General features: G+C 69.8%; 21 protein-coding genes and 1 tRNA gene. 10 read left to right on the top strand and 12 right to left on the bottom strand.

The window, feature by feature from the left end; translation table 11 throughout:
• Window positions 1-69 precede the first annotated feature (69 nt).
• The 3 genes from FRAEUI1C_RS07575 (at window position 70) to FRAEUI1C_RS07560 (ending at window position 3,593) form a co-directional block, all read left to right on the top strand.
• On the top strand, window positions 70-744 hold the full coding sequence (locus FRAEUI1C_RS07575) for a response regulator transcription factor (RefSeq protein ID WP_041259018.1): 675 nt from the start codon (window positions 70-72) through the stop codon (window positions 742-744).
• Window positions 744-2,171 carry a sensor histidine kinase gene (locus FRAEUI1C_RS07570; RefSeq protein ID WP_013422704.1) on the top strand — a complete coding sequence of 476 codons (1,428 nt, stop codon included), beginning with the start codon at window positions 744-746 and terminating at the stop codon, window positions 2,169-2,171. Before FRAEUI1C_RS07575 ends, FRAEUI1C_RS07570 begins: the two co-directional genes overlap by 1 nt.
• A 786-nt stretch (window positions 2,172-2,957) precedes the next feature.
• Complete coding sequence (locus FRAEUI1C_RS07560; RefSeq protein WP_041259014.1) at window positions 2,958-3,593, top strand: Uma2 family endonuclease; 636 nt, start codon at window positions 2,958-2,960, stop codon at window positions 3,591-3,593.
• Window positions 3,594-3,652: 59 nt separating this feature from the next.
• On the opposite strand, the gene FRAEUI1C_RS07555 is transcribed toward FRAEUI1C_RS07560, so the two are convergent.
• The 12 genes from FRAEUI1C_RS07555 to FRAEUI1C_RS07500 all read right to left on the bottom strand — a co-directional run bounded on the left by FRAEUI1C_RS07555 (window position 3,653) and on the right by FRAEUI1C_RS07500 (window position 17,107).
• On the bottom strand, window positions 3,653-4,996 hold the full coding sequence (locus FRAEUI1C_RS07555) for an amidohydrolase family protein (protein ID WP_013422701.1): 1,344 nt from the start codon (window positions 4,994-4,996) through the stop codon (window positions 3,653-3,655).
• A 1-nt stretch (window position 4,997) separates the two neighbouring features.
• Complete coding sequence (locus tag FRAEUI1C_RS35985) at window positions 4,998-5,462, bottom strand: nucleoside deaminase (RefSeq protein ID WP_013422700.1); 465 nt, start codon at window positions 5,460-5,462, stop codon at window positions 4,998-5,000.
• A 29-nt stretch (window positions 5,463-5,491) separates the two neighbouring features.
• The gene (locus tag FRAEUI1C_RS07545) at window positions 5,492-6,880 is read right to left on the bottom strand and encodes an MmgE/PrpD family protein (RefSeq protein WP_013422699.1); all 1,389 of its coding nucleotides are present in this window, start codon (window positions 6,878-6,880) and stop codon (window positions 5,492-5,494) included.
• A gap of 61 nt (window positions 6,881-6,941) precedes the next feature.
• Window positions 6,942-7,763, bottom strand: a complete 822-nt coding sequence (locus FRAEUI1C_RS07540; RefSeq protein ID WP_013422698.1) for an ABC transporter ATP-binding protein — start codon at window positions 7,761-7,763, stop codon at window positions 6,942-6,944.
• On the bottom strand, window positions 7,760-8,659 hold the full coding sequence (locus FRAEUI1C_RS07535; RefSeq protein ID WP_013422697.1) for an ATP-binding cassette domain-containing protein: 900 nt from the start codon (window positions 8,657-8,659) through the stop codon (window positions 7,760-7,762). The genes FRAEUI1C_RS07540 and FRAEUI1C_RS07535 overlap by 4 nt, the downstream gene beginning before the upstream one ends.
• Window positions 8,656-9,576: an ABC transporter permease gene (locus FRAEUI1C_RS07530; protein WP_013422696.1), complete on the bottom strand. Its 921-nt coding sequence runs from the start codon at window positions 9,574-9,576 to the stop codon at window positions 8,656-8,658. The genes FRAEUI1C_RS07535 and FRAEUI1C_RS07530 overlap by 4 nt, the downstream gene beginning before the upstream one ends.
• The gene (locus FRAEUI1C_RS07525) at window positions 9,573-10,586 is read right to left on the bottom strand and encodes an ABC transporter permease (RefSeq protein WP_198318724.1); all 1,014 of its coding nucleotides are present in this window, start codon (window positions 10,584-10,586) and stop codon (window positions 9,573-9,575) included. Before FRAEUI1C_RS07525 ends, FRAEUI1C_RS07530 begins: the two co-directional genes overlap by 4 nt.
• Before the next feature lie 77 nt (window positions 10,587-10,663).
• Window positions 10,664-12,229, bottom strand: a complete 1,566-nt coding sequence (locus FRAEUI1C_RS07520; protein ID WP_157734854.1) for an ABC transporter substrate-binding protein — start codon at window positions 12,227-12,229, stop codon at window positions 10,664-10,666.
• Window positions 12,230-12,401: 172 nt separating this feature from the next.
• Window positions 12,402-13,442, bottom strand: coding sequence for a sugar phosphate isomerase/epimerase family protein (locus tag FRAEUI1C_RS07515; protein WP_013422693.1), 1,041 nt, complete (start codon window positions 13,440-13,442; stop codon window positions 12,402-12,404).
• Window positions 13,439-14,893 (bottom strand): FAD-binding oxidoreductase, encoded by a 1,455-nt coding sequence (locus FRAEUI1C_RS07510; RefSeq protein ID WP_013422692.1) that lies wholly within the window; start codon window positions 14,891-14,893, stop codon window positions 13,439-13,441. Before FRAEUI1C_RS07510 ends, FRAEUI1C_RS07515 begins: the two co-directional genes overlap by 4 nt.
• A gap of 77 nt (window positions 14,894-14,970) precedes the next feature.
• Window positions 14,971-15,942, bottom strand: coding sequence for an ornithine cyclodeaminase family protein (locus tag FRAEUI1C_RS07505; protein ID WP_013422691.1), 972 nt, complete (start codon window positions 15,940-15,942; stop codon window positions 14,971-14,973).
• A 430-nt stretch (window positions 15,943-16,372) separates the two neighbouring features.
• The gene (locus tag FRAEUI1C_RS07500) at window positions 16,373-17,107 is read right to left on the bottom strand and encodes a GntR family transcriptional regulator (protein WP_013422690.1); all 735 of its coding nucleotides are present in this window, start codon (window positions 17,105-17,107) and stop codon (window positions 16,373-16,375) included.
• A 739-nt stretch (window positions 17,108-17,846) separates the two neighbouring features.
• Between FRAEUI1C_RS07500 and FRAEUI1C_RS07495 the strand changes: the two genes are divergently transcribed.
• The 7 genes from FRAEUI1C_RS07495 to FRAEUI1C_RS07465 all read left to right on the top strand — a co-directional run bounded on the left by FRAEUI1C_RS07495 (window position 17,847) and on the right by FRAEUI1C_RS07465 (window position 25,204).
• A complete protein-coding gene (locus FRAEUI1C_RS07495; RefSeq protein ID WP_013422689.1) occupies window positions 17,847-18,506 on the top strand; it encodes a TetR/AcrR family transcriptional regulator in 660 nt (219 codons plus the stop codon).
• A gap of 136 nt (window positions 18,507-18,642) precedes the next feature.
• Window positions 18,643-20,220, top strand: coding sequence for an acyl-CoA synthetase (locus FRAEUI1C_RS07490; RefSeq protein ID WP_013422688.1), 1,578 nt, complete (start codon window positions 18,643-18,645; stop codon window positions 20,218-20,220).
• A gap of 134 nt (window positions 20,221-20,354) precedes the next feature.
• On the top strand, window positions 20,355-21,701 hold the full coding sequence (locus FRAEUI1C_RS07485) for an ABC transporter substrate-binding protein (RefSeq protein ID WP_013422687.1): 1,347 nt from the start codon (window positions 20,355-20,357) through the stop codon (window positions 21,699-21,701).
• 75 nt (window positions 21,702-21,776) lie between these two features.
• Window positions 21,777-22,988 carry a cytochrome P450 gene (locus tag FRAEUI1C_RS07480; protein ID WP_013422686.1) on the top strand — a complete coding sequence of 404 codons (1,212 nt, stop codon included), beginning with the start codon at window positions 21,777-21,779 and terminating at the stop codon, window positions 22,986-22,988.
• Window positions 22,989-23,197: 209 nt separating this feature from the next.
• Window positions 23,198-23,908 carry a methyltransferase domain-containing protein gene (locus FRAEUI1C_RS07475; RefSeq protein ID WP_013422685.1) on the top strand — a complete coding sequence of 237 codons (711 nt, stop codon included), beginning with the start codon at window positions 23,198-23,200 and terminating at the stop codon, window positions 23,906-23,908.
• 242 nt (window positions 23,909-24,150) lie between these two features.
• Window positions 24,151-24,227: transfer RNA gene (locus FRAEUI1C_RS07470), tRNA-Ile, on the top strand.
• Window positions 24,228-24,289: 62 nt separating this feature from the next.
• A complete protein-coding gene (locus FRAEUI1C_RS07465; protein WP_013422684.1) occupies window positions 24,290-25,204 on the top strand; it encodes a tyrosine-type recombinase/integrase in 915 nt (304 codons plus the stop codon).
• Window positions 25,205-25,213: the final 9 nt, after the last annotated feature.

Here is a 25,213-nt window from a genome sequence, read left to right as displayed (position 1 = left end):
GAGGCACCCCTGAAGCCAGCTGAAGTGATCTTCAGGTAGCCATTAGGTCGCGTCCGTCACCCTGTAGTCATGCGAGTGCTGCTGGTGGAGGACGAAGAGCGGCTGGCCGGACTGCTGCGCGGCGGGCTGGCCGGCGAGGGATTCGCGGTCGATGTCGCGCACAACGGCCAGGAGGGCCTGTGGATGGCGACCGAGAACCGGTACGACGCGATCGTGCTCGACGTGATGCTGCCCCTGCTCAACGGCTATGCCGTCTGCCGCCGACTGCGAGAGGACGGCAACTGGACGCCGATCATGATGCTGACCGCGAAGGACGGGGAGTACGACGAGGCGGAGGCGCTCGACACCGGCGCGGACGACTTCCTCTCCAAGCCGTTCTCCTACGTGGTGCTGCTGGCCCGGCTGCGGGCGCTGATCCGCCGCGGTGGGCGGGAGCGACCGGTCGTCCTGACCGCGGGTGACCTGGCCGTGGACCCGGCCGGCCTGCGCTGCCGGCGCGGCGAGACGGAGATCGCGCTCACCCCGAAGGAGTTCGCCGTCCTGCACGCGCTCGCCCGGCGGGTGGGCGAGGTGGTCTCGAAGGCCGAGCTGCTCGAACAGGCCTGGGACTTCGCCTACGACGGCGACCCGAGCATCGTCGAGGTCTACATCAGCGCGCTGCGGCGCAAGATCGACGCCCCGTTCGGCCGGGCGAGCCTGGTCACCGTGCGAGGGGCGGGGTACCGGCTGGATGGAGCCTGCTGATGAGGTCCGTACGGCTGCGCGCGACGGTGGTGGCGACGGTGACGGTCGCGCTGGCCCTCGGCACCGCGGGCCTGGTCCTCGTCCTGGTCCTGCGGGGAAGCCTCGTCTCGGGCGCGAGCCAGGAGGCGGCGCGGCGAGCGGACGAGGCCGCGGCCGTCCTCACCCAGGGCGCCGAAACCGACCAGCCCGGCCGGCCCGCGCTGGTCATCACCAACGTCGTCGGACCCGACCCCGACGTGAAGGTCATCAGCGCGGCCAACATCGAGGTCGCCGGCCAGACCGGTTCACAGAGCATGGGAACCGGGGCCGGCACGGCCGGGCAGGTCGCCTGGGGCTCCGGCTACGCCACCGCCCAGCGCCAGGTCGCCACCGCGGCCGGTCCCGTGACCGTGTCCGCCCGCGTCTCGCTCGATCCGGCCGACGCGGCGCTGGCGATGCTGCGGAATCTGCTGCTCGCGGGCCTGCCCGTCCTGCTGCTGCTCGTCGCCGGGCTGACCTGGCTGCTGACCGGACGGGCGCTCGCCCCGGTCTCGGCCATCCGCGCGACGTTCGCCGACATCACGGCCACCGACCTGCACCGGCGGGTTCCGGTGCCCCACTCGGGCGACGAGATCGCCCGGCTGGCACGGACGATGAACGCGACGCTCGACCGGCTGCAGCAGGCGGTCGAGCGGCACAAGCGGTTCGTCGCGGACGCGGCGCACGAGCTGCGCAGCCCGCTGGCCATCCTGCGGACCCGCCTGGAGCTAGGCCAGCGCGAGGCCCCCTGCCTGGTCGAGGAGGCGCTCACCGACGTGGACCGGCTCCAGAACCTGGCCGCCGACCTGCTCCTGCTGGCGAGGCTAGACGCCGGCGAGCCGCTGCGCGTGGACGAGGTCGACCTCGGCGAGGTGGCCGCCGAGGAGGCGCTGCGGCCCCGGCGCGGGGACGTCCAGGTGACGCTGGACATCGCCCCCGACGTGGTCGTGACCGGCTCGGCCTCCCACCTGCGCCGGATGGTCGGGAACCTGGTCGACAACGCCGTGCGGCACGCCGCGTCCACGGTGGTCGTGCGGGTGGCGGCGCCCGCGACCGTGCAGGTGTCCGACGACGGCCCTGGCATTCCCGCCCAGCACCGCGAGTCGGTGTTCGACCGGTTCACGCGGCTGGACGAGACACGGGCGCGGGACGGCGGCGGCAGCGGGCTCGGCCTCGCGATAGCCCGGGACATCGCGCACGCGCACGGCGGCACGCTGACCGCGACCGAGCCGGACCACCCCCCGGGCCACGCCGTGACCGGTGCCTGTCTACGGGCCGAGCTTCCCACCGCCGCACGACGGCTGGCCGGCGCGTTGCCCATCGTGGCCGCGGTCGACGTCGCAGCGGTGCCAGGTGAGCGTGATCGCCTCGCCGTCGCGGGCGTTCCAGCGGTGCGCGAGGTCCCGTAGGCGCGTGTGGATCGCCGCGATGGTGTCGGCGGTGGCGGTCGGCGGTAGGCGAAAGCCCAGGCGGCGGGCGGCGTCGGCAAGGTCGGGCGCGGTGAAGGAGCCCGGGGCGGGCCGCGCGACGATGAGTCTCCCGGGCTGCTCCAAGCGCGGCTGGGGGCCAAGGAGCGCGACGGCTTCCTCGGCCCGGGTCAGGCCCGTGAAGTCGACGTCGCGGTGCTCGGTGAGGGGTAGGCCGTCCCGGGTCAGGACGGCCTGGTCGCCCTCAAGGATCACGTCGGCGCCCTGGTCGACGAGGCCCCAGAAGCCATCGGTCAGACCGAGGCCCTCCTCTACGACGAAGTGGACGAGGTCGTGCGGCAGGACGTCGCCGTAGCTGGGGAACCTCCAGCTGGTCGTGCTCCTGTCGCCACGGGTGACGTGAACCTGGTCCGCCTGCCCGCGACGGCGCGAGAACGACGCGGTCAACGCACCGCTCACGGCCGAGTCACCGGCTGAACCGACGGGTCCTCCTAGGACGGTCGGGGTTCCTGGCCCGCCAGTTGCCCGGTCCGACACCGCCCACCCTCCCAGCCCGATAAGAAACCTTGGTTTCTTATGACGGCAGCGTAGCCAACGCGGGGGGCCGAAACCGCGATCATGGTGAGGTCGAGACCGGGCTCCGGCGGCCCTGACGTGGTCGCGTCGCCTGCGATGCACGTCTGCGCCAGCCTGGGATCTACGCTGAGATCGGGCGGTCGCGGCCTGCCGACGTCTTGGACGTGTGACGACTCATCCGCTCGGGAGGCAATGGTGACAACGGCCCTGCCGAAGGACAGCTGGTTGCGTGCCCTCCGCCCGCAGCCCGCGCGCGTGACGGCCGCCGAGTACGAGGCCCTGTCGGAGGAGATCGCCCGCTCGATCGAGATCGTCGACGGCTACATCGTCTTCTGCGAGGCTCCTACCCCGGACCATCAGACCGCGGGGCGCCGCCTTGCCAACCTGCTGGAGCGGCACGCTCAGAACGCGGTGAAGTCGGGCCGGTACGGCTGCCTCACGGTCAACAACGACGTCGATCTGCGGCTTCGCGACATCCCGCTGCTCAACCGGCGGCCCGACGTCATTCTCTCCCGCTGCCTGGACCGCGACCGCGGCGAACGACCCCGCGCCGAGCACGCCCTGCTCGTCATCGAGATCGTCTCGCCCGGCTCGGAAACCCAGGACACCACCGACAAGCTCGGTGAGTACGCCCGCGCCGGGATTCCGCACTACTGGATCACCCGCCTCGACAACGACGGCGTCACCACCATCGAACGCTACGCACTCGACCACGCCAGCATGCTCTACAAACACCTCGGCACTCTGATGAAGGACGAGGCCGGCGGCCCACCCGCGATCACCAACCCCATCCCGGTCACCATCACCTGGGACGACCTGACATTCTGACCGCCGCCAAGGGGAGGCCGCGGTTCAGCCAAGCCGAGCCGGCCGCGCGGGCGTATTGATCACGGCCACTCGACGCCGACGCCCGGTCCGTGGGACCTCAGGCGGCCGTCGGCCCAGACGCCCGTCACGTTGGCGATGTCGGCGATGTTCCGCGTCGGGTCGCCGTCGACGGCGAAGAAGTCGGCCAGCTTTCCGGGCTCCAGGGTTCCGACCTCGTCGGCGATGCCGCAGAGCTCGGCGCCGACCCTCGTCGCCGCGACCAGGGCCTGCCCGGTCGTCATGCCGCCTTCGACACCGAGGCACAGCCCGAGGTCCATCCGGCCGAACTGGGTGTCGAAGGGGCCGGCATCGCTGCTGATGGCGAGCTTGCCGACGAAGCCGTCCTTGATCAGCTGGCTGAAGTTTCCGACCTTCTGCTCGAAGTAGAACTGCAGGGCATCCAGCTGCCCCTGCTCCTGCCCGGTGAGGCCAGCGGTGTCCTTCTTGTGCCTCAGGTCGACGACCGTGTCATATCCCCCGCACTGCAGGGTGGTGCTGATGAACGTGCCGGCATCGAGGAGCTGCTGCGCCAGCCGCCCGTCGTAGACGCTCTGCCCGCCCTGGAGATTGTGGTGCGCCCCTAGGTTGGCCTTGCGCGAGAGATCTGCCTCCAGGAACTCCGCGTGTTCGATCGCGTCGAATCCGGCCTCCAGGGCGTAACGCATCGACTGCGTTGCCCGGCAGTGGCCCGTGGTGAGCCGGCCGAGGTCGTGCGCGGCGTCGACGGCCGCCTTCATCTCCTCGACGGTGTAGGCGGCGTAGTACGGCAGATTGCCCAGGGTGGCGCCACCCGAGGCCATGATCTTGATGTGGTCCGCGCCCTCCGCGACGAGGGCGCGGACCGTCGCTCGAATCTCGACCGGGCCGTCCGCCGTGCCGCCGCAGAAGTAGAAGTGGCCGAGTCGCTGGGTGACCGGGCGACCGCAAAGGAGCAGCCGTGGGCCGGCGAGATAGCCGCGCCGGATGGCGTCCCGCACGGTGAAGGTGACCCGGTTTCTCCCGCCGTTGTCGCGAATGGTCGTCACGCCGGCGGCCAGGTGTTTCCGCAGGTTCATGACGCAGACCAGGGCGAGCATCTCGTCCGGATCCTGGTGCACCTGCTCGTAGTTGCGCTTGTCGGCGGGCAGGGTCAGGTGGGCGTGCGCGTCGACCAGGCCGGGAAGCACGGTGACGTCGCCCAGGTCATGGACCGGCACCGCCGCCAGCTCGACCTCCCGCGCTGGTCCGACGTACAGGATCTGGTTGTCCTCGAGAACCAGCGCGGCGTCCTCGATCAGCGTTCCCTCGGCACCGACGGCGGTGAAGATCCGCTTGGCGAGGAAGGCCTGGCTCGCGGTCGGGAACGACCGCCGGGTCGGCTCCACGTCAGGCCTCTTCGGTCGTCGAGCCGACCGTCGCGTAGAAGGCCGCCGCCTCGTCCCCGAACTCCCCCGTCACCACCTGGAGGGCGTGCGGGCGGTCGACGAGTTCAAGGAGGTTCTCGACCGTGTAGCGGCCGAGCGGCGCCTCCCCGACCGTCCGCCGCTGACCGATGGCGAGGACCGTGATGCCCGCCTCGAGAATCGCCCCGCAGCACATGGGACACGGCTCGAAGGAGGCCACCATCGTGGCGCCCGACAGGTCGATTCCCCACGTCTTGGCGGCCACCCGGATCGCCATGCTCTCCGCGTGGGCCGTGGGGTCCGACGTCGTCACGACCCGGTTCCGCTCCTCGACGGCCTGCCCGTCGGCGGTGACGAGCACGGCACCATACGGGTTGTCGCCCGCGGCGGCGGCTTCGGCCGCGAGCTCCAGGGAGCGCTTCATCGCGTCCTGCACAGAGATGGTCATCGGAATTCCTTTTCGTCGGGTCGAGGTCGTCAGCTGGAGGGGGCGATGAGCCGGGCGAGCGGTTCCAGGGTGCGAGCGCTGGTCAGCTCGTCCGAGACCCAGTCGATGAGCCGGTCGACCCGGTCGGCCCGCAGCAGGGGCGCGGCGTTGAGGCGGAGCTTTCGCTCGAACACCTCCGGATCGAGGGGCTTGTGCGGATACTGCCCGTACGGAATGTCCTCACGGGCCCGGTAGCGGCGACCGTCCGTGGTCCGCACCGTGACGTCCGCGGGCAACGAGAAGCCGAAGACCTTGTCGATCTCGGGATCCTCGATCGCGACCACCCGGGCCATCAGCGACCTGATCTCGACGTTGTCGAGATAGGCCTGATGAGAGCTCGGCGGCGAGAGCCGGTCACCGGTCAGGATCGCCAGGGCGATGGCGAACGGCAGGCTGAACACCGAGACGTTGAAGTCCGGGATGTCTCGATGGCAGAGCTTCTCGGCCGTCCACCTGTTCGTCCGCACCTCGATGGTCTCGATCTCGGCCAGGGCGACCTGGTGGTGCAGCACGAGGTGCTGCGCGGCGTCGATGGCGCTGTGGGTCATCACGGAGGCGGAGCGCGTCTTGATGAGCAGCTGTTCGCTGATCCATTCCGCGTGCAGGCCCCGGAGCGCGCGGTCGAACGCGACGGGCTCCGCGCGCCCACCGGTGAACATCTCGATGAAGCCCTGATGCCCCTCGAGCGCGGTCGTGCCCGCGGTCATTCCAGCCAGGGCCAGCTCGGCGGCGAGGACCCCCTGACCGGTGTTGCGCCCGCCGTCCCAGGGCCACACCAGCGAGGGCGGAGGATTCATCACCTCGTTCAGCCCGGCCGCCGCGGTCGCCGCGATTCCGAGCGCGGCGACGAACTGGTCTTCGCTCAGCCCGAGGAGCTTGCCGGCGGCGACGGCCGCGACGAACGTGTCACCGAGGTTGCAGTGCCAGCCCGCTCGGGCCTTGTGCGACTCCTGGGTCTGGCATAGCGAGGCGCCGATCCTGCAGCCGACCTCGATCCCGGCCACGAGCGCGAGCAGGAAGTCCTTCCCGCCGGCTCCCACCGACTCGGCGACCGCCAGCGCGGCGGTCACCGCCGAGTGGCCGGGGTGCAGGTCGCCTTCCATGAAGCTGTCGTCGTTCATCGTGCAGTAGGCGGAATGGGCGTTGACCGCCGCCGCGGCCGCGCGAGGCAGACGCCGTTCGCCGCCGATGACCGAGCTCTCGGGCACGCCGCCCGCGCGGAGGTGGACCGTGAGGACGCTGGCCGCCGCGGGCAGCGTCGAACCGGTCATGGCGGCGGTCACGATGTTCAGGGTGTGCATCCTGGCCATCGCCACGGCGGAGCTCGGCAGGTCCTCGAAACGCAGCCCGGCGGCGAAGGCGGCCAGCTCGCGGGTCACCGGTGGACGCTCGGTCAACGGAGCTCCGCCCTGGGGCAGGACGTTCCGGGTACGACGGCGCTCACCGGCCTGCTCCGGCGGAAAGCCGAGCGTGGCGGCGGGCCCGCTCGGCGGCCGGATCGGTCCTTGGGACGGCGGCGAGAAGTCGCCGGGTGTACTCGGTCGCCGGGGCGTCGTAGATCGCTTCACGGCTCCCGGCCTCGACGACGCGTCCCTCGGACATGACGACGACGTGCTCGCACAGGTATTTGACAACCGCGAGGTCGTGCGCGACGAAAAGCACCGAAAGGGACAGCTGTCGCTGCATCGTCCGGATGAGATTCAGGATTTCGGCCTGCACGGAGACGTCCAGCGCCGAGACGGCCTCGTCGCAGACCAGCAGGCGGGGCCGGGTGATGAGGGCACGGGCGATGGCGATGCGCTGGCGCTGCCCGCCCGAGAACGCCCGCGGGAAACGGCTGCCGGCGTCGTCGGGAAGCCCGACCAGCGCCAGAGCCTCCAGGGCGCGGGCCCGCAGTGCGGCGCGGTCACGCAGGCCACCGATCCACAGCGGTTCCCCGACGATCTTCTCGACCCGCATACGGGGATCGAGGCTCGTGTACGGGTCCTGCGACACCGTCTGTACTTCCGTCTGGAAACGTCGCCGCTGCGCACGCCCGGCGGCCAGGACGTCGAAGCCGTCGTACCGCACCGCACCCGCGTCCGGCTGGTCGAGGCCGAGCACGCACCGAACGGCGGTCGTCTTCCCCGACCCCGACTGGCCGACGATGCCGACGACGCGCCCCGCGGGAACCGAGAACGACACGTCGTGAAGAACCTGGTGACGTTTTCTGCCCCGGCCGAAGGACTTGGTGAGGCCGTCCACCTCCAACAGCGCGGTCATCGGCGGCTCCTCGGTAGGCATTGTTCGGGTTCGGCCCCGGCCGCCGGCACGGGCGCGAGTGGTACTTCCGGGTCGTGGTCGAGGGTCGGAACCGCGCCGAGAAGAGCGCGGGTGTAGGAATGCCCGGGGTGGGTGAAGAGATCGTCGACCAGCGCCTCCTCGACGATCTCCCCTGAGCGCATGACGTAGACCCGGTCGGTCGCCCCCGCCACGAGGCCGAGGTCGTGGGTGATGAGAAGGACCGCGAGCCGCAGCTCGTCGGACTGCCGCACGATTAGGTCGAGAATCTGCTCCTGCACCAGGACGTCCAACGCGGTCGTCGGTTCGTCCGCGATCAGCAACGAGGGCTGGCCGATGAGCGCGGCCGCGAGGACGACCCGCTGGCGCATGCCGCCGGAGAACTCCTGCGGATACGCGCCGAGCCGTGTTCGCGCGTTGGGCACGCCGAGCCGGTCGAGCATGTCGGCGGCCTGCCTCATGGCCTCCTTGCGGGAGGTGCCGGCGAGCCTCAACGGTTCGGCCACCTGGTCGCCCACCGTGAGAACAGGATTCAGTGCCGTCATCGGGTCCTGAAAGACCATCGAGACCACCCGGCCCCGTATTCCCCGGACCGTGCCCGGCGCGGCGCCGATCAGCTGTTGTCGGGCCACCTCGACCGACCCGGTGAGCCGGAGGGAGGGGTCGAGCTGGAGGATGCCGCGGGCGGTCACCGACTTCCCCGAACCGGACTCGCCGACGAGCGCGACCCGTTCTCCGGGCCAGACGTCCAGGTCGATGCCCCTGACGAGTTCGCGTTCACCGAGCTCCGGCCTGTGTCCCGGCGCGGCGACGGTGGCCCGCAGCTTCCGGACGCGCAGGAAGGGCTCGATGTCGCGATCGATCGCGCGGGGCTTCATCGGACCATCGCCGGATCGATACGGACACGGATCGCGTCACCGATGACGCCGAAGGCCATCGCGGAAAGCGTGATCACGAGCCCGGGGAACATCGAGATCCACCACGCGGTGGTCATGTAGGACTGCCCCTCGGCCACCATGGAACCCCAGTTGGCATCTGGTGGAGGCGCGCCCACCCCGATGAACGCCAGACCCGCCATGATCACGATGGCCCCGCCGATCTCCATGCTGGCCGTGACGACGATCTGGTCGAGTGAGTTGGGCAGGATGTGCCGGAACAGCAGCGAGAGCCGGCCAGCCCCCATCCGTCGCGCGGTCTCGATGTACGGCTGGGACATCGTCTCCCGGATGGTGGTGCGCGCCAGCCGGGCCGTGCCCGGCCACAGCGAGAGCACCATGGCGATGGTCAGGGAGCGGTTCGACGGGCCGAGCGCGGCCGCGATGCCCAGCGCCAACACGAGCGTCGGCAGCGCCAACGTGATGTCGCAGAGCCGCATGACCGCGGCATCGAGCCACCGCGGTGACAACGCGGCGACGGAGGCGAGGACCACGCCGACGAGCGTCGCCAGCAACGTGATGCCGAGCGCCGCGAGCAGCGTCTCCGGAGCGCCCGCGAGCATGCGCGACAGCACGTCCCGCCCGACGTCATCGGTACCGAACAGGTGGTGGGCGCTGGGGCCGAGCAGCGCCGTCTTTGGATTGGCGGTGTACGGATCGGCCGGGCGCCAGAAGGCACCGACGACCGAGACCAGCAGGACGAGGCAGAGGATCCCGACCGCGATGCGGTCCAGCCAGGGGGCGTGCCGGCCGGCGAGGCCGCGCAGCGCTCGCGCGGGCGCGCCAACCAGACGCCTCGTCTCCAGCCTGGGCAGCCGGCGCGGCGCGACGAAGGTGATGTCCGGGTTCGCGTTGTTCATCGCGCCGCCTCCGCCAGCATCGTGGCGCGGACCCGCGGGTCGAATCTGATCTGCACCAGGTCGACGATCAGGCTGCTGACGATGAAGACGACACCGATGATCAGGACGCCGCCGAGCACGGCGAAGATGTCCTGGCTCAGGACGGCCTGATTGAGGTAGGTCCCCACCCCGGGAAGTCCGAAGACGGTCTCGACCAGCAGCGCGGAGCCGATCATCCAGCCGAACTGCATCCCGAGCATCGTGATCGAGGAGGCCAGGGTGGCGCGCAGCGCGTGATGGAACACGACTCGGCGCGTGTCGAGCCCCTTGGAGTGGGCGAAGGTCACGTAGTCGGTGCGGAGGGCTCCGATCATGGTGGTCCGAACGTTGCGGGCGAGGTGCGCCAGAAAGGGCGCGGCCAGCGCGAACGCCGGCAGGAGCAGGTGCGTCAGCGAGTTGAAGAACTCGGAGGCATTGCCGTCGACGAGCGAGTCGATCAGCGTGAATCCCGTGTGGTGCGCCGGGGCCAGCCCGTAGTCGTTGGAGCCGGAGATCGGGACGATCCGGAGCTTCGCCGCGAAGACGAACTGAATCAGGATGGCGACCCAGAACACCGGCGCGCCACCCAGGAAAGCAAGGAAGACGCGGAGCGCGCCGTCGATCGGCCTGTTCTCGAAACAGGCGGCCAGCACCCCGATCGGGATACCGAGGACGATGATGATCAGCAGGCCGATCGCGACCAGCTGAATGGTCGTCGGAATGGTCTGCGCGAGGTCGTGCATCACAGGCTGGTGGGTGACCGTCGAGGTCCCGAGGTCACCCCGGAAGGCCCGCCCGATGAAGTCGAGGTACTGCACGATCCACGGGTGGTTCAGACCAAGCGCGGCCCTCGCCTGGTCGATCTGCGCGGGAGTCGCCGTCTGGCCCGCGGCGATCCGCGCAGGGTCGCCGGGAATCACCTTGGTGAGAGCGAACACGATCGTGACGACACCCCATACGCAGAGAATCGCCTGGCCGAGCCGCGCTACCACGAAATTTCTCATTGACCTGCCTACCCGTGAGGGCCGCGGGTCCCGGGACGGCGTCGGCCCGGGACCCACGGGGCCAGTTAGTTGGCGCCGGACGCCAGGCGGATGAGCTTCGGGTTGAAGATGACGAACGAGGGGTCGAAGCCGAACGGCTTCACCTTCGCGTCGGTGACGACCGGGGTCGCCGGGTTGGCGATGGTCACGGCGACGTGGTCGTCGAGGATCAGGTGCTGCGCCTGGTTGAAGTCCGAGCAGGCCGTCGTCGCGTCCGTCGCCTCCGCCCCGGCGGCGATCAGCTTGTCGGCCTGGGGGTTGCTGTAGCGGGCCAGGTTCGTCGTCCCGATCGACTTGCTGGCGAACCGCTGCTGCAGCCAGGCGCCGATCTGCGGGTAGTTCGGCGAGTCCCAGACCATGGCGAGGTCGGGCTCGGTGTCCGCCGAGCTCACCATCTGCAGGTACTGCGGGAACGTGACCTGCTTGAGCGTCAGGTTCAGGCCGATCGCCTTGAGGTCGGTCTGCAGCAGCGTCGCCGCCTGCGTGTGCTCCTGGAAGACCGGCTGGTACATCAATGTCAGGCTCTTGCCGGTGGCGCCGGCGTCCTGGACGAGTTGCTTCGCCTTCGCCACGTTCTGCGCGCTCGGAGCGCCGTGGACGCCACACGCGACGGCCGGGGAGACGAGGCCCGTCGCCACCTGTCCGGCGCCGCCCAGGATGGTGCTGAGGTGGCCCTGGTAGTCATAGGCGAGCTGGATGGCCTCGCGAACCCGAGGGTCGGCGGTCACGCCACCCGCCGTGTTCATGATGACCATCGTCTCGTTCAGGGTCGGCAGCACCGTGACCTTGTAGGACGGGTTGTTCTGGAACTGCTTGAGATTGGTCGCGTCGAGCTGGGCGACGACGTCGACCCCGCCGTTCCTCAGCTCGCTGGCCAACGTGCTGTTCTCGGCGATGTAGCGGAAGTCGAGGTTCTGCGGGCGCGTCGCGTCGTAGTTCCAGTAGGACGTGTCGAGCGTGAGGTCGAGGTTCGAGTTCGCCTTGTACCCGGCGAGGTCGTACGGTCCCGAGCCGGCGTCGTTGGTCGCCAGCCAGCTCTGCGCGTCGTCGCTGCCCTCGTGCTGGCCCACGAGCTTCGAGTCCAGGATGTAGACCTTGCTCAGCACACCGATGAACTGCAGGTCAGGCTGCGTGAGGCTGATCGTCAGATGCGTCCCGTCGGTGGCCGTGGCACTCGCGAAGTCCTGCATGTACGCCGCGACCCCGGTGTTGACCTTCTTAATGCGGTTCAGCGTGTAGGCCACGTCGGCGGCCGTCACCGGATTCCCGCTGTGGAACTTGGCGCCGTCGTGCAGCGTGAACGAGATGCTCTTGCCGTCGGGCGCGTACTCCCAGGACGTCGACAGGCCGCTGACCAGCTTCCCGTTCGCGTCGAAGGTCACGAGCGTGTCGTACATGCTCGTGATCGCCTCGTCGTTCTGGATGTCGGAGACCTGCTGCGGGTCGAGGGTGTGCGGCACCTGGACAATGCCGATCACCACCCGGCTGCCCCCGGCGCCGCCGCCGGAACCGCCACCGCAGGCGGCCAGCGAACCGCCGGCCAGCGCCATGGTGGCGAGCACGACGGCCCCTCGTCTGTAGTTCTTCCTCACGGAACCTTCCCCATTTCTGTCGACACCTCGGTGGAATCTCTTCTTTGCTCAGGAGCGGCAGCGGAGGACAACTGCCGGTGGTGGTGCGGGCGCCGGTCATGAAGAGGCGCGGGCTCACCGATCGCGTTTGGTCGAATGGACTGGGAACGGCGATCACTCGCCGCGGGCTGGGTCAGGCCGCCGCTGTGATCACGTCGCGCAGCGCGGCGGCCGACGTCGTGAAGAAATCCAGTTCCTGCTGCTCACTGACGTTCGCCCGGAGCTCGGCCGGGCCCGGACGGCGACCGGCGGCGACCTCGGCGCCGTACGCGGCCGCGCTCCGCTCCAGCGCGGCGAACTCGTCGGCCGTCAGATCCCGGTGGGACGCGGCCCAGCGCGGCTCGCGCAGAAACAGCGACATCTCGGCTCTGGTGGCCGTGATGCCCTCGATCGAGATGTTGAGGTTCGGGTTGTGCTCGGCGAGCAGCCCGAGCACCACCGGCCAGTCGATGATCCCCGTGCCGATGGGAACGATGAACCGCCCGTAGCCGTCATCCGTCTCGACCAGGGCGACGTCGCGGAAATGGGTCTGCCGCACATAGGGAGCCAGCCGCCGGGCGGCCGCGCTCGGGTCCTCACCCCGGCAGACCACGTTCGCGATGTCGAAGGTGATACCGAAGGCGTCCGGCCCGCCGGCCTCGACCAGCCGGATGGTCTCGAAGGACGTGATCTCCTCGTGCGTCTCGATGTTGAGGTGCGCCCCGACGCCGCGCAGCACCGGCCCGAGCTTCGTCAGGTACTTCTCCGTCGCGGCGAGCTGGTCCTCCCAGTCGACGTCGGTGCGGAAGCGGTCGCAGGCGAACAGGCCCGGGAGCCTGTGCTTGTAGTTCGCCGTCGCGGTCCACAGCTCCGTGATGCCCGCGTCCGCGACCGCCTCGATGATGCGGGCCATCCCGTCGAAGTAGCTTCCCCGCCCGAACTCCCGGATCTCGGGTGCCTCCGGCGTGGCATACGGGTTCACCTTGGCGATACCGGTCTCGATGTACATGTCGAGGGCGGCCGCCGCCTGGACGACGTCGGAGAGCTCGGCGGGGTCCATCGTCCGGCTCAGCTCGAACGGGGACCGGAAGAAGGTGCCCTGAAGCCCGGCCGCCTTCATGGCCTCGAGCGTCCCGATCGCGCCCAGTTCGAGGGAGCGCGGGAACTTGCTGCTGTCGGCGCCGACCCTGGTCATTTCGCCCACACCGAGTCCTCGTTCTCCGCCAGGTTGACGAGGCCCCGGGAGAACACGTTGTTCGGGTCGTAGAGCCGCTTCGCCCTGGCGAGACGCTCGTACTTGTCGCCGTAGACGGAGCGGGCCATCTCCTCGTCGCCCGCCACCGAGGTGAAGTTGATGTAGGTGCCGTTTCGGTAGGGCTCCAGCTCGTTGTCGAACCTGCGGGCCCAGTCGACGAGTGGGGCCTTCTCCGACGGGTACCGCCAGTCCGCGCCGATGTTGACGCTGAGCACCGACTCGATGCCCGCGGTCGAGTCGTTCGGGCGAGGCCGCGGCTGGTGCGTGCCGGCGATGAGCTCGAACGGGCAGAGCAGCTGATGCGCGATGTGGGCACTCGAGTTGAGGCTGCGGCCCGGGTACTCGTCGACGAACCTCAGCACCACGTCGATGCCCTCGTCGTCGAAGTTGTCGAGCGAGGTGTGCTTCCAGTAATGGCCCAGCCCGTAACGGAACTCGTCGTCAGTGCTGTGCTGAAGGGTGACGTGCGGGATGGTCCGCAGGCTGGAATAGATCGGGTCGGCGAGGGCGAACATCGGCGCCGTGGCCTCGGCCTCCCCCGCCGGGTCACCGTAGAAGATCGTGGCGACCGAGATGATCTGCTCGCCGCGATGCTCGGCGGGAATCTGTGACCAGTACTCCGGAGCGCGCAGCAGGCGGATGTAGGTCCCCATGTTGCCCGGAGCCGCCGGTCCCCATTCGTGGAAGAACCGCAGGATCGCGCGCCGGTCCGAGGCGCCGAAGAGCTGCTGTCGGATGGTGACCAGGCCCGGGAGGGCAATCGTGCGGAACACGAACCGAGTCACGATCCCGAAGTTGTGGCCGGCGCCCCGCAGCGCCCAGAACAGCTCCGGATGGTCCTGCTCGGTGACGGTCAGGATTCGCCCGTCGGCCACGACGACCTCGATCTGCTCGACGTGGTCCACGGTCGCGCCGAACATCCGGGACAGATAGCCGAGACCACCGCCGAGCGTGAGCCCGGCGACCCCGGTGTGCGACACGACGCCCGCGGGCACGGCCAGGCCGTGGCCGGCCAGCGCCTGATCGACGTCGCCCCAGCGGCAGCCGGCGCCGACCGCGACCCGTCCGGTCCGCTCGTCCAGCTCGACCGACCGCAGCAGGCCCGTGTCGATCATGACGGCGCCGTCCAGGACGGCGGTGCCCGCGAGATTGTGCCCGCCGCCTCGAACGGTGATCGGAAGGCCGGCCGCCACACAGTGCTGGAGGGCGGCGACGACGTCCGTCGCGGACGTGGCGCGGACGATGGCGAGTGGGTGGCGGTCGATGTCGGCGTTCCAGACCCGTCGCAGCACGTCGTACCCGGCATCGCCCTCGGCGATGACGTCACATCCGACGGCGCGGCGCAGGTCGGCGACTCGTGCGTCCGTGGTGGTGGTGGCTGCGGCGCTCACGCGCATTCCTTTCGTAAGACAGGCACGCAGTTGGCGGGGCGGGGTCAGGTGGTACTTCGTGCACGCGCGGCGGTCGTTCAGGCGCTGAGGTCGATCTCGCGGCCGACGCCTTCGGCGCGGGCGCGGTCGATCAGGAGGCGGGCCGTCGCGGTGTCCTGCAGCGCGAGGCCGATCGAGTTGAACAGGGTGATCTGGTCGGGGGACGTGCGGCCCAGGGTGCGACCAGCGATGACGTCCCCGAGCTCGCGCAGGGCCTCCTCGGCCTTGATCGCGCCATCTCTGATCGCCAACGCCGTGTCACCGGACTTGGCCAGGCTCTCGTCGGCCGAGTCGACGACCACGTAGGCCCGAGCCATGGCCTCGTTGTCGACCTCGCGGTGGTCGGTCCGTGGCGGGGCCCCGACGACGTTGACGTGCAGGCCGGGGGCGAACCACGCACCGTGGACGAGCGGCTCGCGGGACGGGGTCAGGGTGCACAGGACGTCGGCCTGGCGGGTGACGGCCTCGGGCGACGACAGTGCTCGCACCGCGAACCCCAGCGCCTTCGCCTGCTCGGTGAAGGCATCGACGGTCGACGCGGAACGCGACCAGACGACGACGTCCTCGACCGGCAGCACGTGCGCCAGCGCGCGTAGGTGCTCGATCGCGAGCCGGCCCGCGCCCACCAGCCCAAGCGTGCGGCTGGACGCTCGGGCCAGGTACTTCGTCGCGACCGCGCTGGCGGCCGCGGTGCGCACCGCGGTGATGAGCCGACCGTCCAGGAGCGCCTCGCACTCGCCGGTCACGGTCGAGCAGACCAGGAGGGTGGTGCGCTGCACCTTGCCGCCGGCGCCCACGAGGTCCGCGAGGAACTTCACGGTCGCGGTCCGCAGGCGCTCGTCGACGGCGAGCATCGGGAGGAACACCGCGTCGCCGACCGTGACGGCCGACGCCTTGCCGTTGGTGGCCCGGCCCGCGGCCAGGCCACGGTGCGCGTCCTCGACCGCGCCGATGACCGCGGTCCTGTCGATGAGCGACTCGATCTCCGAGCGGCTGAGCAGCAGCGTCATCGCGGCCCGGGCCTCCCGGCCCGCGCGATCGGTCGGCCGCCGGAGACGACCGAGAGATCGTCGGCGGCGCCAGCGATCCATGGCATGGGCTGTGACCTTCCTTCCTGGCGCGGGACGTGCGAGGACGCGCCGAGCGACGGGGGCGTGCCGGAGGGAACCGTGGCGGCTCAGGGCGCGGTTCGGGCAGCCCGCGTCAGGCCGATCGCGAGACGGGGCGATGCCGGTCGCCAGCGGGTCAGGCCTGGCCGGCCGATCGGAGAGCGGGCGTGGCCTGGGGCACGCACGTCGGGCCGCGCGAAAAACCCCGGCCGCACCGCCATGGCGGGACTGTGTTGGGGCGCCGCGGTCGCGGCGCACCACTCAACGGACGGGTCGAGTACGTGGACTCGGCCGTGGTCCGCCGTTGGACGCGACGAGTCTGGTCAGGTCCTCAGCCCGTGGCGGGGAGGATGGAACGCAGGGCCTCGATCGAGTAGGAACGTCCCCGCTCGACGTGCGCGATGGCGATGGCCGCGGCGTACTCGGCGTTGCCGTCCCAGATCGCCTGGCAGAGATCCTGGTGCTCCCGACAGAGCGCGCCGGCGTCCCGCTCGGCGGTAAGCCGGAACAACCAGCGGACTCGACCGTTGATCGGCCGCATCAGGTTCGCCAGGGTCCTGTTACCGCTGAGCGCCACGATCTCCTCGTGCAGAGAGGCATTCGCCGTCGTGATCGCCATCGTGTTGCCCTTCGCCGTCGCCGCCTCGGCAAGGACGAGCGCCCGGTGCAGGCGATCGGTCGCCCCCCTGCCCGACTGACGGGCGGCGAGCCGGGCGGCGAGCGACTCCAGGCTGGTACGTACGTCGAAGAGCTCCTCGACATCGCGGAGCGTCAGCTGGGTCACCACCGAGCCGCGACGAGGCTCGGAGACGATGAATCCCTCCGCCTCCAGCTGAGGGAACGCCTCTCGTACCGGGATCCGGGAGACGTCCAAGGCGAGCGCGATCTCTCGCTCCCGCAGCCTGGTCCCCGGCGCCAGCTCACCGTTGATGATGCGTTCACGGATGTTCTCGTAGATCTGCTGGACCAGCGACCGGTCGGCGACGCCCAGGGGTTCGGGGGCGAGCCGGCTCGGCGGGTCGAGCGACGTGATCTCTACCTGGTCGGCTGACCCAGGCGTCGTCATCGCCCCACCCCCGTGTCGATCTCCGTGGCCGCCACGATCGTACGGAAGCCGGCGCGCCTGTCGTCTGAGACGCTCGCAGCCGGCACGGCGGTGACCTCCTCCTCTTCGTGACACCAATGTCGGGCCCTCTGGTATACCGCGTGCGTCTGGCTGGCGCGGGCTGCACCCGGCACGACCCGGCCGGTCGGTCCAGCGCCCGGCCCGACCGTCGGCGCTCGTCGCGCCGGCGCCTGAGCTGCCGTGGCACCACGACGGCCGTCGTGGCAGGCACCGCAGGGCCAGACGCGACGCGCTCCACGTCAGTCCGCGCCTAAGAATCGATCTTCATCTGCCACCCTCCGAGGGGATCGAGCTGTCTCGCGTGACTTCGAGCGCTCCCGACATCAGGCATACAATCTTCCAAATGTTGCGTTCGAATGAACGCGCCTGTCCGACTTCGTTACAGGCTCGAACGGCCCACGAATGCCCTGCTACCAGGGAAGATTGCCGCGAGACCCGACCCTGGCCACGGAGAGGCGCTAGAGGCCGACTCCCTACTTGGCATACCAAGAGGGAGACGATCTTGCTATGACCTGGCAAACCACGGCCCGTTGCCGGGCCTGGGACCGGATGGAGATCCTTCTCGGACCATCGCGGTCTATGGCATGCCACCTGTCCCCCGGGCCCGTAGACACCCGTACATCGCCGCGACGGTGCAGGGTGGCATGGTGCAGCGGCGACTACCGTGACTGGGACGGACATGACGGAGACCAACCCTGATCCCGAGGATGGCCACGCGCCGGCCGGCCGCGGCCGGGGCCGGCCGCGCGGGCTGTCCGAACGGGTACGCCGTGACGTGTTCGGCGCGGTCCGCTCGATGCTCGCGACCTCGGGCTACGAGGCGCTGCGGCTCGACGACGTCGCCGAGGCCGCGGGCGTCCACAAGACCACGCTCTACCGGCAGTGGCCCAGCAAGGCCGCTCTCGTGCGCGACGTGCTGGTCGCCGCGGAGACCGCCGCGCTTCCGCGCCCCGACGAGGGCAGCTGGGAGCGCGACCTCGAGAAGCTGCGCGAGGGCCTGCTCGTGGTCTTCAACCATCCCACGACCATCGCCCTGATCAGGACCCGAGCCACCGCGAACGACGACGTCCTGACCGGGGGCCTGCAGCTCGCGAGCCAGGAGATGGCGTTCCTGCGGCTCCCGTTCGAGCGGGCCGTCGCCCGTGGCGAGATCGACCCCGACGCGGATGTCGCGATGCTGGTCGAATGCCTGATGTCCGCCCTCACGACGCGGCTGTGCGTGACCAGGCTTCCCATCGACGAGGCGTTCACGCACAGGCTCGCCCGCCTGATCAAAGCCGCCGCCGGCGTGGGTCCGGCCGCCACCGAGGCCAGTGGCACCGAGCGGTCCGCCAGCTAGGCCTGTTTTCTGCTGTGATCTGTTGCAGAAAATCTGGGCAGCGGGGTAACGTCCGGATCGCCGGCCCCGCACGGCGCACGGCACGCTCATCGGCGTCGATCGCAGGACCCAGGCGTGGCGGACGAGGAGTTCAGACTTGTATCCCGGATCTCACGCGAGCACCCGCCCCGACAGGGCCGCCGTGGTGATGGCGGGCACCGGTGAGACGGTGACCTATCGCGAGCTGAACGAGCGGTCCCTGCGCCTAGCGCGGCTGCTGCGCGCACGCGGGCTCAACCAGGGCGACACCGTCGCGCTCATGGCCGAGAACCATCCGCGGTATCTCGAGGTCGTGTGGGCCGCGCTGCGCTCGGGCCTGTACCTGACCGCGATCAACTGGCACCTGTCGCCAGGCGAGGCGGCTTACCTCGTGGCCGACTCCGAGGCGAAGGCGCTGATCACCACCAGCCATCTCGCCGCGACGGCGACGGAGGTCGCGCGGCTGAGCCCGGCTGGCTGCGGCGTGCGGCTGATGATGGACGGCGCGCAGGCAGGATTCGAACCGTACGAGGCGGTTCTCGCCACGCAGACCGCGCAGCCGTTGGCCGACGAGCCCCGCGGCGAGGTCATGCTCTATTCCTCCGGGACGACGGGCCGGCCCAAGGGGATTCGGCGCGCGTTGTCCGGCCAGTCGGTCGACCAGCCGTCCGGCGGCGGTATCGCGACGATGGGCCGTTTCCTGTTCGGGATGGACGAGAACACGATCTACCTGTGCCCCACTCCCCTGTACCACGCGGCGGGCCTGCAATGGTCGGTCGGCGTGCACGAGCTGGGGGCGACGCTGGTCGTGCAGGAGAAGTTCGACGCCGAGGGCCTGCTCGCCGTCCTGGAACGGGAGCGGATAACCCACGTCCAGGTGGTGCCCACCATGCTGGTGAGGCTGCTGAAACTGCCGGCCGGCGTCCGCTCGAAATACGACCTCTCCAGCCTGCGCCGCCTCGTGCACGCCGCGGGGCCCTGCCCGGCGGACGTGAAGCGCGCGACGATCGACTGGCTAGGGCCCATCGTGGACGAGTACTACTCGGGGACCGAGGGATGCGGCCTGACCTACATCGGGTCCGCCGACTGGCTGGCGCACCCGGGCTCCGTCGGCCGCCCGCTGGTCGGGACTCCGCACATCTGCGACGAGGCCGGACGGGAGCTGCCGACCGGCGAGGCGGGACTGCTGTACTTCGAGCGCGACGAGCCGCCGTTCGAATACCACCGGGACCCGGGAAAGACGAAGGCCAGCCGCCACCCTGACCAGGCCAACTGGACGACCTGCGGCGATCTCGGCTATCTGGACGGCGAGGGGTACCTCTACCTGACCGGCCGCAAGAACTTCACCATCATCTCCGGCGGGGTGAACATCTACCCGGCCGAGATCGAGGCCGCGCTCATCACGCACCCGCTGGTCGCCGACGTCGCCGTTTTCGGCCTGCCCGACCACGAGATGGGCGAGTACGTGCACGCGGTCATCCAGCCCGTCGACCCGGAGGCGGGCACCCCGGAGCTCGCCGACGAGCTGCGCCGGCACGCCCGTGCCAGCCTCGCCGGCTACAAGGTCCCCCGGGTCATCACGTTCCGGCCCGAACTGCCCCGCATGCCCACCGGCAAACTCGCGACGGCGGCGCTGCGCGCCGAGTACCTCGCTCCGCGCACTGAGCAGCCGACCGTCCCGGCGCCGCGGCCCTGATCCCGTTCCTCGTCCAGCCGTCACGACCGTGAACGTATACTGTATCAAGTATCTCATCGTGGATCTGGGTTGACCCCAGTCCATTCCCCAGGGCCGTCCCCGAGGCCGGTCCGGCTGCTGAAGGAGATACCGATATGAGGCATCCCGGCCGGGTTGCTCTGGTCTTATCCGTGGCCTGCGCCGTCGGTGTGGCTGGTTGTTCCACGAGTTCGAGCGGCGGCGCGGGTTCCGGCGCGGTCACGGTCAACCCGGCGTTGAGCAAGCTCGGCCCGGACCACGGCTGGAGCCAGACCAACGTCACCGTCGACCCAGCCAAGCTGGCCTGCGGCTCCAAGGCCCCGGATCCGAACCGCGGGATCACCGCGACCTCGATAAAGATCGGCTCACTCGCGACCGTCACCAGCCCCGGCGGCGTCGCGTTCGGCGACTTCCCCACCGGCGCCAAGATCCGCCTCGACGCCGCGAACGCCGCCGGCGGCGTCGCCGGACGCCACCTCGACCTCACCACCACCCGCGACGACGGCGCCGACCCCGGCCGCGACGCCGACCAGGCCAAGGCCATCGTCCAACAGGACCAGGCCTTCGCCACCCTCGTCGGGACCACCAACGGCAGCTACATCGACGCGTTCTGCACCGCCGAGATGCCGTTCTTCGGCTGGGGCAACAACACCGGCTTCTGCGGCAACGCCATCGGCTTCGGCATCACCGGCTGCCAGACCCCCAAAACCGGCGACCCACGCGCCTACGACACCGGCGGCGCACTGACCATCGCCAACGCACTGCCCGCGGGCACCGCCAGGACCGCAGCACTCATCGGCCTCGACAACGACGCCGCCCGCCAGGGAATCATCACCGTCGGCCAGGGCCTCCAGTCCGCCGGCTTCAAGATCGTCTATAACAAGTCGTCGATCCCCGTCTCCGGGCTCACCGACGCCACCGCGATCGTCAACGCCGTCATGACCGCCGACTCCGGCAAACCACCCGCAGTCGTCTTCTACGTCGCCCAGTTCGGTGACGCCGTGAAGCTCTCCGGAGCACTCAAGGCCGCCGGCTTCAAGGGCGCGCTCGTCTCCCCGATCTATGACCCACGCGTCTCGACCGTGCCCGAACTCGAAGGCACCTACGCACTCCTGCAGTGGCAGGGCGGCTTCGCCACCGACATCCCCGCCGTCGCCCAGATGGCCGCCGACTTCCAGAAGTATGCCCCCGGCACCGCGCTCAGCCTCACGTCGATGGCCGGCTACTGGTCCGCCGACATGCTCGTCAAAGCCCTCGAAAAGACCGGCCAGAACCTCACGGTCGACGCGTTCCTGAAAACCCTCAACACCAACTACACCAACTACGTGGCCGCCGCCGTGCCCGAGACCCGCTGGCCCCTCAACCACATCGCACCGGCACCCTGCGAAACCCTCGCCCACCTGACCAACGGGAAATGGACGGCCCCCGCGCTGCAGTGCGGCGCCATCGCCAAGGCGCCCTGACCCACGCACCGGGCCCGGCCGGTCCACCCGGCCGGGCCCCCGCCCGCCGCCCACCCGCCCCGCTCGGAGGACCGCATGTCCGCGCTGCCGACCGTCGACGTCTATGACCCGGTCCGCTATGAGTCCGGCATTCCGCATGACGACTTCCGCGTGCTGCGCGCACAGGCACCGGTCTTCCGCCACCCCGACCATGAGCGACCGGACGGCCTCTGGGCTGTCACCCGGCATGCGGACGTGATGCGGGTGTCGCGCAGTCCGGAGCTGTTCTCCTCAAGCCGGTGCACCGCGATCCTGGCCGAGATGACCGAGGAGCAGCACACCCAGCAGCGGCTGATGATGCTCAACATGGACCCGCCCGAACACAGTCGGCTACGCAGCCTGGTGAACCGGGGCTTCACGCCGAAGGTGGTCGGCCGGATGGCCGAACGCCTTCAGGACGCCTGCGACACGATCGTCGACTCGGCGCTGGCCGTCGGCACCGGCGACTTCATCGATCTCTGCGCGGCCGACCTTCCGCTGATCGTCATCGCCGAGCTGATGGGTGTACCGATCGAGGACCGCCACAAGCTCTTCGACTGGTCGAACCGGCTCGCCTCCGCGACCGACGGGCGGATGGACCAGAACGGCGACGCGGCGGTCGCCGTCCTCGAGGCCTACGCCTACGCCAACGACCTCGGCGCGGCCAAGCGCGCCTGCCCCGCCGACGACATCGTCAGCCGCCTGATCGCCAAGGACGACCAGGGCGAGGAACTCTCCGAGCTGGAGTTCGACCTGTTCTTCCTCCTGCTGATGTTCGCCGGCAACGAGACGACCCGCAACGCCATCGCCGGCGGCATGCAGGCGATGATCGACCACCCCGACCAGTGGGAACGGCTCCGCGAGAACCCCGGCCTCGCCCCCCACGCCGCGGACGAGATCGTCCGCTGGGTCAGCCCGGTCAACGGGTTCCGCCGCACGGCCACCCGCGATGTCGAACTCGGCGGCCAGCTCATCCGCGAGAACGACAAGGTCGTCATCTTCTACGCCTCGGCGAACTTCGACGAGTCCGTCTTCGAAGACCCCTACACCTTCGACATCGGCAGAAGCCCGAACCCCCATCTCGGCTTCGGTGGCGGCGGCCCACACTTCTGCCTCGGGCGCCACCTCGCCATGCTCGAGGTCGAGCTGATGTACCGCACCCTGGCCGCCCGAGTACGCCGGGTCGAACCGCTGCGCCCACCCAACCGGCTTCGCTCCAACTTCGTCAACGGCGTCACCTCGATGCCGGTGCGCCTCATCCCCGCCTAAGGCGGGGGCCGCGGCCCCTGCGGGGAAGCCGCTCGACTCCAACGATCAAGCTCCAGCTGCCGGAGGGGCCTCGATTGCGCAGTCGGATGACCCCTAGTCGGCAGTGGTCGGTCCACCCGCGGTAGCCCGGGGCGGAAGTTCGTCCGGGCGACCTTCGGCCGGTTCGAATGGCCGCGAACCTACGGCGGCGGGTCTGACAGGCTGGTGCTATGCCGCCCCGCCTGCTCGACGAGGACGCGCTGACCGCGTCGTCGGTGGTCGCCAACCGGGCGATGAACCGGGAGCGCCAGCTCGCGGGGGTCAACAGCTACGAACGCGAGCTGGGGTTCAACCCGTTGGACTGGCTGCGCGCACGCGCCGGCAGCGAACGCCACGCCGGCCAGACCCAGATCACCTGGCTCGACCTGTGCTGCGGGACCGGCCAGGCCCTGCTCCAGGCTGGCGACCTGCTACGCGCCGAGGGTCTTGGTCTCGCGGTGCGCCTGGTCGGCGTGGACCTCGTCGACGCGTTCGCTCCACGGACGCCAGGCAGTGATGTGGAGCTGACCACCACGTCGATCGTCACCTGGAATTGGCCCGGACCGTTTGACCTCATCACGTGCGTCCACGGCCTGCACTACATCGGCGACAAGCTCGCGGTCATCACTCGCGCCATCGACGCGTTGACCGAAACGGGCCTCTTCATCGCCGACTTCGACGCCGTCAGCGTGCGCCGCTCGAACGGACAGGCGGCCGGACGGGCGCTGACAACGGCGCTACGCACCAGCGGCATCTCCTACGACGCTCGTCGCCATCGGCTCACCTGCCAGGGCCGACGCGAGATCAGCCCTCCGTTCACCTATCTGGGGGCAGACGATCGCGCGGGGCCGAACTACACCGGCCAGGCTGCCGTGCACTCCTTCTACCAGGTCGAATATTGACTCGAAGTGGCGGACATTCTCCTCCAATCAGTGACAGAGCGCGCCTCGCCTTTGAGGCGGCGCGGAGCCGAGCTCCCCGGAGCGTGAGCAGCCGCGCGTGGCCGGTCTGAGGCCAAAGACCGTCGTGGCGCAAGACAGAGAATTCGTTGGTGGGACCAACGGTATGCGACGCCAGACGAACGTGCCTACGGCGCAGTCGCCTACGTCACCACTAGGCCGTAGTCGGTAGACTGCGGCAGCCCGGGGCGGTAGCTCAGCCGGTCAGAGCAGGGGACTCATAATCCTCCGGTCGTGGGTTCGAGCCCCACCCGCCCCACCACCAGGCAATACGCGAGTACTGGGTCCCGGACAGCGCTCGTACAGCAAGGTATCCTCAAGATCATGAAGGCGACGGATGCCTCTGCTGTCGACGACCTGACCACCCTCCTTCCGGACTGGCGCCGGCATCTGCGGGCGCTCAACCGATCTCCAGCCACGATCCAGAGCTACCTGACAGTCGGGGAGTCGTTCGTCGGCTACCTCACCGAGCAGGGCATGCCACGATCCGCGGGCGCCATCGCGCGGGAGCACGTCGAGGCGTACCTGGTGTCCCTCAGCGAGCGCGTCAGCGCCGCGACGGTGGCCAAGCACTACCGCTCGCTCCAGCAGCTGTTCCGGTGGCTCGTGGAGGATGGCGAGATCAGCCGGACGCCGTTCGAGCGGATGAGCGCGCCCGCCGTCCCTGAGCAGCCGGTACCGATTCTGGGTGACGACGTGCTCCGGAAGCTCCTTGACGCGTGCAAGGGCAACAGCTTCGAGAACCGCCGTGACGCCGCGATCATCCGCCTGTTCCTCGACACCGGGGTCCGGATTGGTGAGCTTGTCGGGCTGAGCGTCGATGATCTCGACTTCGATCACGACGTGGCGCACGTGATGGGTAAGGGACGGCGTGGCCGTGCCGTCCCTTACGGGAACCGCACGGCCGACGCGCTCCGTCGGTACATCCGCGCCCGCGCCCGGCACGGCCAGGCCAAGAGCCCCGCACTCTGGCTAGGCAAGAAAGGTCCCATGACCAGCTCGGGCATTAGCCAGATGCTGGAGCGGCGAGCGGCGGACGCTGGCGTCCCGAAGCTCCACGCGCATCAGTTCCGGCACACCTTCGCCCACGCGTGGCTCGCCGCGGGTCACCAGGAACAGGACCTGATGCGCCTCGCCGGATGGCGAAGCCGCGAGATGGTCGGCCGGTACGCGGCGTCAGCCGCCGATGACCGAGCGCGGGACGCACACCGTCGAGCCGCGCTCGGCGATCGTCTCTAGGTTCGCGCC

This window comes from Pseudofrankia inefficax, from assembly GCF_000166135.1.
GTDB classification, from domain to species: domain Bacteria; phylum Actinomycetota; class Actinomycetes; order Frankiales; family Frankiaceae; genus Pseudofrankia; species Pseudofrankia inefficax.
The sequence above is the reverse complement of the archived record's forward strand: the minus strand, read 5'-3'. Positions and strand labels throughout refer to the sequence as shown.